The 12,360-nt window shown below is 64.7% G+C and carries 14 protein-coding genes; 1 reads left to right on the top strand and 13 read right to left on the bottom strand.

Annotation, left to right across the window (positions count from 1 at the left end; genetic code table 11):
- Nucleotides 1-23: 23 nt before the first annotated feature.
- From RCI06_RS04965 to RCI06_RS04905, 13 genes are all read right to left on the bottom strand, one after another.
- Nucleotides 24-581: a biotin transporter BioY gene (locus RCI06_RS04965; RefSeq protein ID WP_302822637.1), complete on the bottom strand. Its 558-nt coding sequence runs from the start codon at nt 579-581 to the stop codon at nt 24-26.
- A 16-nt stretch (nt 582-597) separates the two neighbouring features.
- Entirely contained in the window at nt 598-2,259 is a 1,662-nt protein-coding gene (locus RCI06_RS04960) for a DAK2 domain-containing protein (RefSeq protein ID WP_302822636.1), read from the bottom strand.
- Between the two features lie 36 nt (nt 2,260-2,295).
- Nucleotides 2,296-2,652: an Asp23/Gls24 family envelope stress response protein gene (locus RCI06_RS04955; protein WP_101551237.1), complete on the bottom strand. Its 357-nt coding sequence runs from the start codon at nt 2,650-2,652 to the stop codon at nt 2,296-2,298.
- Between the two features lie 60 nt (nt 2,653-2,712).
- On the bottom strand, nt 2,713-4,257 hold the full coding sequence (locus RCI06_RS04950) for an ABC transporter substrate-binding protein (protein WP_276870361.1): 1,545 nt from the start codon (nt 4,255-4,257) through the stop codon (nt 2,713-2,715).
- A 189-nt stretch (nt 4,258-4,446) separates the two neighbouring features.
- A complete protein-coding gene (locus RCI06_RS04945) occupies nt 4,447-5,217 on the bottom strand; it encodes a TIGR00282 family metallophosphoesterase (RefSeq protein WP_256152210.1) in 771 nt (256 codons plus the stop codon).
- 63 nt (nt 5,218-5,280) lie between these two features.
- Complete coding sequence (locus tag RCI06_RS04940; RefSeq protein ID WP_121585930.1) at nt 5,281-6,003, bottom strand: amino acid ABC transporter ATP-binding protein; 723 nt, start codon at nt 6,001-6,003, stop codon at nt 5,281-5,283.
- Nucleotides 5,990-6,655, bottom strand: a complete 666-nt coding sequence (locus RCI06_RS04935; protein ID WP_101551246.1) for an amino acid ABC transporter permease — start codon at nt 6,653-6,655, stop codon at nt 5,990-5,992. Before RCI06_RS04935 ends, RCI06_RS04940 begins: the two co-directional genes overlap by 14 nt.
- Nucleotides 6,656-6,730: 75 nt before the next feature.
- Nucleotides 6,731-7,507: a transporter substrate-binding domain-containing protein gene (locus tag RCI06_RS04930; RefSeq protein WP_306574713.1), complete on the bottom strand. Its 777-nt coding sequence runs from the start codon at nt 7,505-7,507 to the stop codon at nt 6,731-6,733.
- Between the two features lie 148 nt (nt 7,508-7,655).
- Nucleotides 7,656-8,534 (bottom strand): RluA family pseudouridine synthase, encoded by an 879-nt coding sequence (locus RCI06_RS04925; protein ID WP_306574711.1) that lies wholly within the window; start codon nt 8,532-8,534, stop codon nt 7,656-7,658.
- Nucleotides 8,518-8,682, bottom strand: coding sequence for a hypothetical protein (locus tag RCI06_RS04920; protein WP_158595529.1), 165 nt, complete (start codon nt 8,680-8,682; stop codon nt 8,518-8,520). Before RCI06_RS04920 ends, RCI06_RS04925 begins: the two co-directional genes overlap by 17 nt.
- Nucleotides 8,669-9,229 carry a GNAT family N-acetyltransferase gene (locus tag RCI06_RS04915; RefSeq protein ID WP_306574710.1) on the bottom strand — a complete coding sequence of 187 codons (561 nt, stop codon included), beginning with the start codon at nt 9,227-9,229 and terminating at the stop codon, nt 8,669-8,671. Before RCI06_RS04915 ends, RCI06_RS04920 begins: the two co-directional genes overlap by 14 nt.
- Before the next feature lie 69 nt (nt 9,230-9,298).
- Nucleotides 9,299-9,502, bottom strand: coding sequence for a 50S ribosomal protein L31 (gene rpmE / locus RCI06_RS04910; protein WP_101551254.1), 204 nt, complete (start codon nt 9,500-9,502; stop codon nt 9,299-9,301).
- A gap of 135 nt (nt 9,503-9,637) precedes the next feature.
- Nucleotides 9,638-11,347 carry a phospho-sugar mutase gene (locus RCI06_RS04905; RefSeq protein WP_306574709.1) on the bottom strand — a complete coding sequence of 570 codons (1,710 nt, stop codon included), beginning with the start codon at nt 11,345-11,347 and terminating at the stop codon, nt 9,638-9,640.
- Between the two features lie 432 nt (nt 11,348-11,779).
- Between RCI06_RS04905 and RCI06_RS04900 the strand changes: the two genes are divergently transcribed.
- A complete protein-coding gene (locus RCI06_RS04900) occupies nt 11,780-12,349 on the top strand; it encodes a manganese efflux pump MntP family protein (protein ID WP_288234061.1) in 570 nt (189 codons plus the stop codon).
- The last annotated feature ends 11 nt before the right edge of the window (nt 12,350-12,360 follow it).

Below are 12,360 nucleotides of genomic sequence, written 5' to 3'. Positions count from 1 at the left end.
GCCCGCCCCGGATGGGCTTTCGTTTATATGCCAGTCCCGAGCAGCCGCGCCTTACCGAGCGCGCGGGAAAGCGCGCTGGCGAGCGCCGCGGAAAGCAGGATCTTGACGGCGTCCATCGGAACGAAGGGCGCCACGCAGGCCACCAGCGAGGCGGCGAGCCCGGTGTTCGACACAAACATGAACCACGCGGTTCCCACCGCGTAGCAGAGTGCGAGCGCCATCGTCATCGCGGCGCAGTATTTGAAGAAGCCGCGCCCCCAGCGGCGTGTGACGGCCGAAACCGCCAGCGCCATGAGCGGATAGACGAAGAGGTAGCCCCCCGTGGGTCCGGCGAGCTTGTGCAGGCCGCCGGAGAAGTAGGAGAAGACCGGCGCGCCGGCCGCGCCGGCCAGCAGGTAGGCGAGCTGGGAAAAGAAGGCCGTCCGCGGATCGAGCAGCGCCCCGCACAGGTAGATCGCGATCATCGCGCAGGAGAAGGGCACCGGCGTGAAGCCGAGCGGGAAAATGATCTGGGAGGCCACGGCGGTGATTGCCGCGAACATCGCGGCGAGCACCATCCGGGTGACTTTCTGATGCCGCATCACGAACGCCCCCGGGTCATTCGACCGAGATGATGAAGTAGTAAACCGGCTGCCCGCCCTTGATGAGCGCGACCTCGACATCGTCGGGCAGCTTGTCGGCCACCGCCTCGCGCACGCTCTCGGCCAGCCCGTCCTCGATCTCCTCGCCGTAGAGCAGCGTCACGAAGCTGCTGTCCCGGTGGGTGAGGGCCTTGGCCAGCCGCACGACCGCGCGGGTGAGGTCCTTCTCGGTGAAGGCGAGCCTGCCGTTTTCCAGCGCGAGCAGCTCGCCCTCCTTAATCTTGTGGCCGTCGAAGTCGCTGTCCCGCGCCGCGAAGGTCACCTGGCCGGTCCCGACCCGCTCGAACGCCTTCTGCATCGCGAGCTGGTTGGCCGTCGCGTCGGCATCGGGGTCGAAGGCGAGCATCGCCGACAGGCCCTGCGGGATCGTGCGGGTCTGGAGCACCACCACCCTGCGGTCGGCCAGCTTGGTCGCCTGCTCGGCGGCCATGATGATGTTCTTGTTGTTGGGCAGCACGAAGACCGTCTTGGCCGGGGTCGCGTGCACCGCCGAGAGGATGTCGTCGGTCGACGGATTCATCGTCTGGCCGCCGCTCACGATGTTGTCGACGCCGAGGTCCTCGAAGAGCTTCTGCACCCCTTCGCCCGCGGCGACCGCAACAAAGCCGTATTCGCGCGACGGGTCGACAGCCGCGTATTTGAAGCCGGCGTCGCTCTCCGGCTCCACGATGCTCGCCTTCTGCGCCTCGTACTGCTCGCGCATGTTCTCGATCTTGAGGCTGGTCAGCTGTGCGCCGTTGGCGCCCGCCTTTTCGAGCGCCTGGCCGGGATGGTCGGTGTGCACGTGGCATTTGATGATGTCGTCGTCGTCGACCACCACCACGCAGTCGCCGATCGATTCGAGGAACGCGCGCAGATCCTGCGGGTCGATCGAGTTTTCCGTCTTTTTGACGAGGAACTCGGTGCAGTAGGTGTGGGTGATCTCCCCCACGTATTCGCCCGCCGCGTTGCGGTCGGGATGGATCGAATCGCTGTCGGCCGGCTTCTCCTCGCCCGGCTCGACGCCCGGGCGGCCGTGGAAGACCTCGGCCATGCCCTCGAAGACGACGATTAGCCCCTGCCCTCCCGCGTCGACGACGCCGGCCTTTTTGAGCACCGGCAGCAGCTCGGGGGTCTCGGCAAGCGCCTCCCTGCCGGCCTCGAGGATGACGTCCCAGATCTCCTCGGTGGTGGTGTCGGCGTGGAGCTCCTCGCGCGCCCTCATCGCGGCGACGCGCGCCACGGTGAGGATGGTGCCCTCGGTGGGCTTCATGACCGCCTTATAGGCCGATTCCACGCCCTTTTCCAGCGCGCGCACGATGTGCTCGGCGTCCGCCTCGGTCTCGTTTTTGAGCCCGCGGGAGAAGCCGCGGAAGAGCAGCGAAAGGATGACGCCCGAGTTGCCGCGCGCGCCGCGCAGCAGCGCCGAGGCGCACACGTCCGCCACGCGGGAAACGGTCGCGTCGTCGGGGACCCGCTTGAGCTCCCGCTTGGCCGCCGAGGCGGACATCGACATATTGGTTCCCGTATCGCCGTCCGGCACCGGGAAGACGTTAAGCGCATCGACCGCCTGCCGCTGGTTGGAAATGTTGTTTGCTCCCGAGATAAACGCATCCCTGAGCATCCGTCCTGTAATCACGATCTTATGACCCCCATCTCAGAAGTTTTGCATCCGTTATGCGTTCTCGGTTTTCATCGCGTCGACAAAGACGTTGACCTTTGCCACCTCGAGCCCGGTGGCCTGCTCCACCGTATAGCGCACCCGGTTGACGATGCTGCGGGTGACCGCCGCGATATTCATGCCGTAGATGACCACGATGTGCAGGTCGACGATGAGCCCGCCGCCCGAGGTGCGCACGCGCACCCCCTCGTCGGGGGTCTTTTTGCCGCGGATGGCGGCGCGCAGCCCCTGCGCGGGGGAACTGACCATGCCCACGACGCCGAAGCACTCGGACGCCGCCTTCCCGACCAGGTTGGAAAAATACTCCTGGGAGATCTCCACCGTGCCGTATTGGTTCTCGATGCTGATCAAAACGAAAAACCTCCATTCTATCTGCCAGCGCAATGTTACGAAATCACGCGGGGTAAAGTTCTACCATTCCATTATATTATAGAAAATATCCTGCTCCGTTGCAAGGATTTCCGCCTGGAAGGCCCGTTCGAACGAGACCGCCCCCTGCCGGAAGACGAGCGGGATGAAGGGCGTCTGGGCGGAGAACGCCTCGCAGAGCGTCCCCACGCCGGTCCCCGTCGCGCGGTAGGCGCGCGCCAGGTCGCTCAGGTACTCGCTGTAGGGGGCCGCGTAGCCGAGGGCCCCGCCGTTTAAGAGCAGGGAAAAATCCATGTTGTCCATCAGCCGCGTCTCGCCGATATAGAGATCGTAGTTGTAGCCGGCGAGGCTCGACTGGTACTGGGAAAACGACTGGGACACGACCTCCACCCTGATCCCCAGCCGCGCGAGCTGCTCGGCGATCAGCGCGGCCGCCGCGGTGCGCGCGGCGTTCTCGCTGTTGACGAGCAGGCGCAGGGTGACGGGCGCGCCGTAGCGCAGCCGCCAGCCGTCGTCGTCCTTCTGCCGCAGCCCGAGTTCATCGAGCAGCTCCCCGGCCCTGGTCAGGTCGCGCGGCGCGGAGAGCTCGATCGACTCCATGCGGTAGAAATCGGGGTTCAGCGGGTACATCGTCGCCCGCGCGCGGGAGACGTACGCCTTCTGCACCAGCTCGTCGCGGTTGACCGCCAGCGAGAGCGCCTGCCGGAAGGCCGGCTCCGCCAGAAGGCCGCGGCTCCCGTTGATCCCGATATAGACGAGGTTGTTGAGGGATACGGGCGCGCTCTGGGCGGAGAGGTTCGAGAGCTCGGGGTCGCTCAGGTCGGAGTAGACAAGGTCCACATCCCCCGTACGCAGGCTGAAGCCGAGCGCGCCCGGGTCGGACACCCCCACCAGCAGTACCTTTTTGATGCTGCCCGCCTCCTGCCAGTAGAGGGGGTTCTGCTCGAGGACGACCCCCTGCCGCCAGGTGCCCGAGACGTAATACTTGCTGACGCCGACAGGAAAGTCCTCCCCCGCCGTGCCCTCCTTGACGATTGGGAAGGAGAGCAGCGCGGGGAAATCCGCGTCGGCGGAATAGAGCCGGAAGACGACGTCGCCGTCGCTGTTGACTGAGCAGCCCGACACGTTCTGAAGCATCTGCTTCCAGTTGGAGTCGGAGGCGACCGCGGTCGTGAACGAGTAGATGACGTCCTTGCCGTCCAAGCGGGTGCCGTCCCAGAAGAGCGCGTCCCCGCGCAGCTTCACGACGTACTGCTTGCCGTCCGTCTGCGTGATCTCCCGCGCCAGCAGGTTTTCCGGCCGCCAGGTCTTGTCGGGCCGGGTGAGGCTGTCGTAGAGCAGCGGAACGAGCTGCCGGTTGAGCTGGGAGGTCATCGTATAGGGGTTGAGGGAATCCGAGGGGTCGTAGGCCACGCGCACCTCGCCTTCGACGGGCGCGGCGGATTCCTCCGCCTCCGTCGCGGACGGGGCGGACTCCTGCAGTTGGCCCGTAATATCCACCTGCTGCTGGTCGCTCAAATCGACGGGGGCGCAGCCGCCCAAAAGGACCGCCAGCGCCGCCAGCAGCGCATAAAACCGTTTTTTCATCCCGCACTCCCATGCCATCGTCCCGGCGGCCTGCGGCCGCCCAACGGATTCCGCTTCATGTAAATCTTAAATATTATACCCCATAGGCCGTATAATTTCAACGCAGCTTTGTGAACATTCGTAAAAAACGAAAAATCCCCCGCGGCCGGCAGGGCCGCGGGGGATTTTTATCCGGTTTTCCATTCTTCGTCAGGGGACCCGGACCCGTTCGATCCGCTCGACCTTCCCGGGCGTCTTCCCGAACACGAGCAGCACGCCGCACAGTTCGATCTGTTCCGGGTCGTTCTGGAAGCGCACCGGCAGCCCGGTGCGCAGCCGTTCGATCGCCCGTTCCTTCTCCACCCCAAGGATCGAGTCCCTCCCGCCGCACATCCCCGCGTCGGTGATGTAGGCGGTCCCCCGCGGCAGCAGGCGCTCGTCGGCGGTCTGCACGTGGGTGTGGGTGCCGATCACCGCCGACACCCGGCCGTCGAGGTAGTGGCCGAGCGCGAGCATCTCCGCCGTCGCCTCCGCGTGGAAATCCACGAGGATGTTGGGGCAGTCGATTTTGGAGAGCAGCGCGTCCGCCGTGTCGAAGGGACTTGCGAGCGGCGGGTCCATATAGACGCGCCCCTGCAGGTTCACCACCGCGAGCGGGAAGGCGGGATTGTCGTGGAGGAACCAGCCCTTCCCCGGCGCGGACGGATGGAAATTCGCGGGGCGCACGATGCCGTTCCCCTCCTCGAGCAGGTCGTAGACGTCGCGGCGGCGCAGCGCGTGGTTGCCCGTCGTGAGCACGTCCACCCCGCTCGCAAAGAGGTGCTGCGCGCTGTAGGGGGTGATCCCGTTGCCCTCGGCGGAATTTTCCCCGTTGGCGACCACGATCCCGGCGGACAGCTCTTTTTTCAGCCGCGGCAGCTCGCGGCGGACCTTTTCACAGCCCGCCTGGCCCACCACGTCCCCCAAAAACAGTACGTTCATAGTGCCTCCATCCGGCGAAAATTCCGCAGGGGCGCGCGGCGCCCCTGCGGTCAGTCGGCAATCCTATAGAATCTTGGACAAAAAGTCCCTGGTGCGCGGGTTCTGCGGGTTCGCGAAGAACTCCTTGGGCGTGTTCTGCTCGAGGATCTGCCCCTCGTCCATGAAGAGCACGCGGGTCCCCACCTCGCGCGCGAAGCCCATCTCGTGGGTGACGACGACCATCGTCATCCCCTCCTCCGCGAGCTGGATCATCAAATCGAGCACCTCGCCGACCATCTCGGGGTCAAGGGCGGAGGTCGGCTCGTCGAAGAGCATCACGTCAGGGTTCATCGCCAGCGCCCGCACAATCGCGATCCGCTGCTGCTGGCCGCCCGAAAGCTGGCTCGGATAGGCGTTAGCCTTTTCCGCCAGCCCGATGCGGTTCAAAAGCTGCATCGCCTTCTCGTCCGCCTCGGCGGGGGTCATGATCTTGAGCTTGGTGGGCGCCAGGGTGATGTTCTCCTTGACCGACAGGTGCGCGAAGAGGTTGAACTGCTGGAACACCATGCCCATCTTCTGGCGCAGGCGGTTGATGTTGCACTTGGGGTCGCAGATGTTGGTCCCCTCGAACCAGATCTCGCCCCCCGACGGCTCCTCGAGCCGGTTGAGGCAGCGCAGGAAGGTGGATTTGCCCGAACCGGACGGCCCGACGACCACCACCTTTTCCCCCTTGGCGATCGTCTCGTTGATGCCGCGGAGCACCTCGAGACCCTTGAAGGACTTGCGGAGATTTTTAACCTCGATCACTGCGCGCCAGCCTCCTTTCCAGCCGTGCGAAGAGGCTCGACAGCCCCAGCGTCAGGCAGAGATAGATCACCGCCGCGGAGAGCAGCGGCACCCACGCGTTGAAGGTCGCGTTGCGGATCATGTCGCTGGCCTTGGTCAGGTCCATGAGCGCGATGTAGCTGGCGACCGCCGTCTCCTTGATGAGCACGACGAACTCGTTGGTGTAGGTGGGGAGCACCGCCTTGACCGCCTGCGGGATGACGATCGACCACATGGTCTGCGCCCTGCCCAGCCCGAGCGACCGCCCGGCCTCCGTCTGCCCGAGCGGGACCCCCTGGATGCCCGCGCGGAAGATCTCCGCGCAGTAGGCGCCCGAGTTCACACCGAAGCTGACGATCGCGATCGCGAGCTTCGGCATGCCGGTGGGGGCGAAGATGATGAAGTTGAAGATCATCAGCTGGGTCACCATCGGGATCCCGCGGATGACCGTGATGTAGCCCCTGGCGATGCCGCCGAGGACCCGGTTGCCCGACACCCGCATGAGCGCCATGGCGGCGCCGATCAGGGTGCCGATCACGATCGCGCCCAGCGCGATGATGATCGTGTTGCCCAGGCCCTCGAGGATCAGCTTCCAGCGGTCCATGGCAATCAGGTTTTGATAGATCGCATGCATTGGCGTTCCTCCCTAAACAGGAGCGGGGCGGGGCCGAAAGGCCCCACCCGGCATCCCCGTATCGATTCTTACTGCTTATTTGCGGACGATGACGACCTGCTTGGAGGAGTAGTAGGGCTCGGAGAAGTCGACGCTCTGGCGGCGCTCCTCGGTGGCGGTCATGCCGGCGGCGACAAAGTCGATCGTGCCGGTGTCAAGCGCGGAAAGCAGGCTGTCGAACGCCATATCCTCGACCTGGAGCTTCCTGCCCATGTCCTTGGCCACGTTCTGCGCCATCGAGATGTCGAAGCCGACGATCTCGGAGCCCTCGGCGTACTCGAAGGGCTTGAAGGCCGCGTTGGTGCCCATCTTGATCACGTCGCCCGTGGTCTCAAGCGCCTCGGGGACCTTGATCGCTTCCTCGCCCTCGGCGGGCATGAAGGCGTTCACGAGCGCCTCATAAGAGCCGTCGCCCTGCATCCGGGCGATCGTCGCGTTGATCGCGTCGAGCAGCTCGGTGTTGCCCTTCTTGACGGCGATCGCGTACTCCTCGGGCTCGAGGTTGAAGTCGATGATCGTCAGGTCGTCGTTCTGCGCGACGATCGATTTTGCCGGAAGCTCGTCGAGCATGACCGCGTCGATCTTGCCGTTCTTGAGGTCGAGCGCCGCGTCCATGCCGGACTTGTAGCTGCCGAGCTGGGCGTCGGTGACGTTTTCCTGCACGTAAATTTCGCCGGTGGTGCCCGCCTGGACGCCGATCTTCTTGCCGTTCAGGTCTTCGACAGAGTTGATGGCGACCTGCGCCTTTTTGCCGCACGCCGCGAGGGAAAGCACCATCAGGGCCGCGAGGGCCAGAGCCATTACCTTTTTCATTTTCCGTTCCTCCCAATCTGATCCCGCGTATGTCACGCGGGCGCTGTTCTGTATATCGTGTTATAATTATACATCCGTTCCCCTATTTTGCAAGGGGTTTTTTCAAGAAATATGCACTCTCCGCAATTTTCATACATATTCACCATGTTTACACACAATCGGGCGCCAACTTTTGCATATCTTTTGGGACGGGCGCGCGCACGGTGAGCGAAACGCCGCTCACCGGATGGGTGAAGGAGACGCCCGCGCAGTGCAGCGCGTGCCGCCCGATAAGCGCCCGGTCCCCGCCGTAGAGGGCGTCCCCGAGCAGCGGGCAGCCGATGTGGGCCATGTGCACACGGATCTGGTGGGTGCGCCCCGTCCCGAGGGTGCAGCGCACGAGGCTGTAGCCGGAAAACGCCGCGAGCGTCTCATAGTGCGTCACGGCGGGCTTGCCGTCCGGTGTGACCCGGCGGCGCGGGTCCGCCCGGTCGGGCTGCCCGACCGGCGCGTCGACCGTCCCCGCCCGGGGCTCCGGCGCGCCCGTCACGAGCGCGAGGTAGGTCTTCTCCACCTGCCCGGTGAGCGTGGCGGCCGCAAACGCGTTCTTCGCAATCACCACCGCGCCCGACGTGTCCCGGTCGAGCCGGCCCATCAGCCGGCAGACCGCCTCCTGCCCCCGCGCGCGGCAGTCACGCGCGAAGACGTTGGCGAGCGTCCCGCTCTGCATGCCGCGCACCGGGTGGCAGGCCATTCCGGCGGGCTTGTCATAGACGGCGATATCGTCGTCCTCATAGAGGAGCGGCACGGACGGCGTGCCGTCCGGCTCCGCCCCGCCCATGCCGTCGCGCAGCGTGATCGCCAGCCGGTCGCCCGCCCGCAGGCGGTCGATCGTGCGGGCGCGCGCGCCGTTCAAGAGGATGCCGTCCTCCTTCGTTTTGAGGGAGCGCACGAGCGTATAGGAGCACCCCGCCTCCCCGCGCAGGAAGTGGACGACCTTGCGCCCGTCATAGGCGGGCGGCACGGTGAACTCAAGCCTCCGCGTCATCGTCCCCGGCGTCCCGGCCGGTCCCGGTGTAAATGGTGTTGTCATTGCCGCAGACAATGCCCGCCTTGATCGGCGCGATCAGAAAGCCGATCACCATGCCGATGCATAAAAATACAGACGCCCACAAGAATTTCTCAGATTTCCGCATAAATATTCCCTCTTTCCCGCTTCATCGATTCGTAGCGTTCCTTTGTGATCCGGTAGATGAGATGGGGCATTTCCCTCCCGCGGTAGATCTTCACGAACGCCCCCGCCTCCTCCATGACGAGCGCGGCCGCGACCCGGCGGGAGGCGGCGTTTTCCGGGCGGATGTCGGCGGCCGCCTCGGGCGCGCCGAGCGCCTCGAGGACATGCCGCACACAGGCGGCCGCGCCCTCGCGGGCGAAGCCCTCCCCCCAGCGGTCCCGGCGGAGGATATAGCCGACGCTCCACGCCTCGCGGTCCCCCATCGGTTCCCACACCGGGCCGATCGTGCCGACAAAATCCCCCGACGCGCGCTCGATTGCCGCGAGGTGGCCCGCGCCCTCCCGCGCATAACGCGCCCGGCTTCGGGTGATCCAGTCCCGCACCTCGGCGTCGCCGAAGCCGTGCTCCCACGCGTACATCACCCGCGGATCGCCGAGGATTTTTTGCAGCGCGGAAAAGTCGGCCTGCTCCAGCGGGCGCAGGAGCAGGCGCCTGGTTTCGATCCGCATCAGCCGCGCCTCCTTCCGGATACAAAAAACGCAGCCGCGGTTTCCGCGGCTGCGCACTTTGCAGCAAACTTACTTGTCCATGCCAAAACGCTTTTTGAACCTGTCAACGCGTCCGCCCGTATCGACCAGCTTCTGACGGCCGGTGAAGAAAGGATGGCACTTGGAGCAGATTTCAACGCGGATGTTCTCCCTCGTCGAGCGCGTATGGATCACTTCGCCGCAGGCGCAGGTGATCGTCGTATCCACATACTTGGGATGGATTCCCTCTTTCATTTGTTTCACCTCTTTCTGACATCGGAGATAGATGCCATAAATGCAACATTAAAACTATACCACACATCTCTCGCGATTGCAAGCGGTTTTTTACGGAAACCGCAGGATTTTGCGTATTTTCCCTATTTTGCCCGCTCAGACGCCCATGATGCGCTTGACGTCCGCGCCCATCGCGGCGGCGCGCGCGTCGATTTCGGCCATGTCCCTGCCGACGACCGACAGGTAGAGCTTGATCTTCGGCTCGGTGCCCGAGGGGCGCACGATGGCGGTGCAGCCGTCGGCGAGCGCGTATTCGAGCACGTTCGATTTCGGCAGGTCGATCGGAGCGGTCTTCCCGCCGCAGATGGAAACGGAGCGCTCGTAGTCGCTCACGCAGGTGACCTTCTGCCCGGCAATCTCGGCGGGCGGGTTCTCCCGCAGCTTCTCCATCATGCCGGCCATGATCTTCATGCCCTCGGCGCCCTCGAACTGGAAGTTGGAGACGCTCTCGCGGCAGATGCCGAACCGTTTGTAGAGGTCGCCGAGCGCGTCGACGAGGCTCATGCCCCTCTGCTTATACCAGGAGGCCATCTCGACGATGAGCATCGAGCCGACGACCGCATCCTTGTCGCGGACGTAGGTGCCCGACAGGTAGCCGTAGCTCTCCTCGAAACCGAAGAGGAACCGCTCGGGATGCCCGGCGGATTCAAGCAGCGCGATCTGCTCGCCGATGTACTTGAAGCCGGTCAGCACGCTGCGCACCTCGACGCCGTAGGCCTTGCCGATCATCTGGGTGAGCTTGGTGGAGACGATCGTCGTCACCGCGACGGGGTCCCTGGGCATCGTGCCGTTTTCGGTGCGGCAGCGGCAGATGTAGTCGAAGAGCAGCGCGCCCACATGGTTTCCGGTGAGCAGGGTGTAGTCCTCCCCCTCCTTCACCGCGATGCCGACCCGGTCGCAGTCGGGGTCGGTGGCGAGCATGAGGTCCGCGCCCGTTTCGCGCGCGAGCTCGAGCCCCTTGGCGAGCGCCTCTTTGATCTCAGGGTTCGGGAAGGGGCAGGTCGGGAAGTTGCCGTCGGGGTGCTCCTGCTCGGGCACGACGGTCACGTCCCGCGCGCCGATCGCGGCGAGCACGCGGCGCACCGGCTTGTTGCCCGCGCCGTTGAGGGGGGAATAGACGAGCTTGAGGCCCGCTTTTTCGCAGACGCCCGGATTGACCTGCTGGGCAAGGACGTTGTCGATAAAGCGGTCGGCGACCTCCTCGGGGATATAGGAGACGATCCCGGAGGCGAGCGCGTCCTCGAACTTCATCGTCTTCGCGCCGGTGAGCACGTCGAGGCTGTTGATCTCTTTGAGGACGGCGTCGGCGGCGTTCTCGGTCATCTGGCAGCCGTCGCTGCCGTAGACCTTATAGCCGTTATATTTGGCGGGGTTGTGGGAGGCGGTGACCATGATGCCCGCGTCGCAGCGAAGCTCGCGGGTCGCGAAGGAGAGCGCCGGGACGGGCATCAGCTCCCGGTAGATCGACACCCGGACGCCGTTGGCGGCCAGCACCCCCGCCGCTTCCCGTGAGAAGAGGTCAGATTTGATGCGGCTGTCGTAGGAGATCGCGACGTGCGGCTCCTCCGACTGGGCGAGCAGGTAGTTGGCGAGCCCCTGAGTCGCGCGGCGGATGGTATAGATGTTCATGCGGTTGTTGCCCGCGCCGATCACCCCGCGCAGCCCCGCGGTTCCAAAGGCGAGGTCGCGGTAAAAACGGTCGAGGATTTCGGCGTCCCGCCCCTTGATCGACCGAAGCTCCGCGGTCAGGTCGGGGTCCTCGAGGGACGCGGCCAGCCAGCGCTCATACAGCTCGTTATGGTTCATATAACTTCCTCCCGTCACATATATACTTTCATGGGGATTGTTCATTTTCCTGTTATCATGATACCCGTACAGGCTGTCAAAGTCAACCGATTACTGGGGAGAAATGGAAGCGTCCGGAAAAATTCTCCCGAAACGCCGCCCGGCTCTTGCATCGGGCGGACGGGCATGTTATACTGGGCTAAGATTTCCGCATGGGGGAGTAGTTTGCGCGCATTCCGGCGCGTGGCAAGTCAACATAATGGCCTCACGGCCTGGCTTGCCTGAAAGAACAAGACTCATGGACGGGCCCGAAGAGCCATGTCCGTGGGTCTTTCGTTTTGCCGGGGCGGGCGCGCCCCCACGGAAGCCGCGCTCCGTCCGGGGGCGGCCGCGGGCCCCGGGGCGCGAACGCATCCGGGTTACTGTAACAACATGGCAAGGGGGATTCTTCCTATGGGAACGCCGACACTTTTTCTGATCGCGCTGGGGCTGTCGATGGACGCCTTCGCGGTATCCATCTCCAACGGCATGTGCTACCGGGGCTTCGGCCGGAAGCAGGCGGCGGCCGCCGCCTTTTCCTTCGGCCTCTTCCAGATGCTCATGCCGATCATCGGCTATCTCGCCGGGCGGACCTTCAGCGACGCGATCTCCGCCGCCGACCACTGGATCGCTCTTCTGCTGCTCGGGTTCATCGGGGGGAAGATGGTCTTCGACGGCATCCGTGAGCTGCGCCATCCCGAGGGCTGCTCCCCCGACCATCTCTTCACCTTCAAGGTCCTCGCCGTGCAGGCGGTGGCCACGAGCATCGACGCGCTCGCCGTCGGGGTCGGGTTCGCGGTCATGCAGGTCAACATCGTCACGGCTGCGGCCTTCATCGGCGTGGTGACCTTCCTCTGCTGTATCGTCGGCTCCATGCTCGGCAGGCAGTTCGGGCTGCTGCTCGGCAGCCGCGCGCAGGTGCTCGGCGGGGTCATCCTCGTGGGCATCGGGCTGAAAATCTTTGTCGAGCACATGTTCGGCTGATCAAATACGCG

It is taken from the genome of Anaerotruncus massiliensis (ex Togo et al. 2026) (assembly GCF_030825285.1).
Taxonomy (GTDB): domain Bacteria; phylum Bacillota; class Clostridia; order Oscillospirales; family Ruminococcaceae; genus Anaerotruncus; species Anaerotruncus massiliensis.
The sequence above is the reverse complement of the archived record's forward strand: the minus strand, read 5'-3'. Positions and strand labels throughout refer to the sequence as shown.

What these genes read in the sequence shown, in the direction of transcription:
- RCI06_RS04965 (WP_302822637.1), bottom strand. Translation starts at nt 581, where the DNA reads ATGCGGCATCAGAAAGTCACCCGGATGGTGCTCGCCGCGATGTTCGCG.
- RCI06_RS04950 (WP_276870361.1), bottom strand. Translation starts at nt 4,257, where the DNA reads ATGAAAAAACGGTTTTATGCGCTGCTGGCGGCGCTGGCGGTCCTTTTG.
- RCI06_RS04945 (WP_256152210.1), bottom strand. Translation starts at nt 5,217, where the DNA reads ATGAACGTACTGTTTTTGGGGGACGTGGTGGGCCAGGCGGGCTGTGAA.
- RCI06_RS04935 (WP_101551246.1), bottom strand. Translation starts at nt 6,655, where the DNA reads ATGCATGCGATCTATCAAAACCTGATTGCCATGGACCGCTGGAAGCTG.
- RCI06_RS04930 (WP_306574713.1), bottom strand. Translation starts at nt 7,507, where the DNA reads ATGAAAAAGGTAATGGCTCTGGCCCTCGCGGCCCTGATGGTGCTTTCC.
- RCI06_RS04925 (WP_306574711.1), bottom strand. Translation starts at nt 8,534, where the DNA reads ATGACGCGGAGGCTTGAGTTCACCGTGCCGCCCGCCTATGACGGGCGC.
- RCI06_RS04920 (WP_158595529.1), bottom strand. Translation starts at nt 8,682, where the DNA reads ATGCGGAAATCTGAGAAATTCTTGTGGGCGTCTGTATTTTTATGCATC.
- RCI06_RS04915 (WP_306574710.1), bottom strand. Translation starts at nt 9,229, where the DNA reads ATGCGGATCGAAACCAGGCGCCTGCTCCTGCGCCCGCTGGAGCAGGCC.
- rpmE (WP_101551254.1), bottom strand. Translation starts at nt 9,502, where the DNA reads ATGAAAGAGGGAATCCATCCCAAGTATGTGGATACGACGATCACCTGC.
- RCI06_RS04905 (WP_306574709.1), bottom strand. Translation starts at nt 11,347, where the DNA reads ATGAACCATAACGAGCTGTATGAGCGCTGGCTGGCCGCGTCCCTCGAG.
- RCI06_RS04900 (WP_288234061.1), top strand. Translation starts at nt 11,780, where the DNA reads ATGGGAACGCCGACACTTTTTCTGATCGCGCTGGGGCTGTCGATGGAC.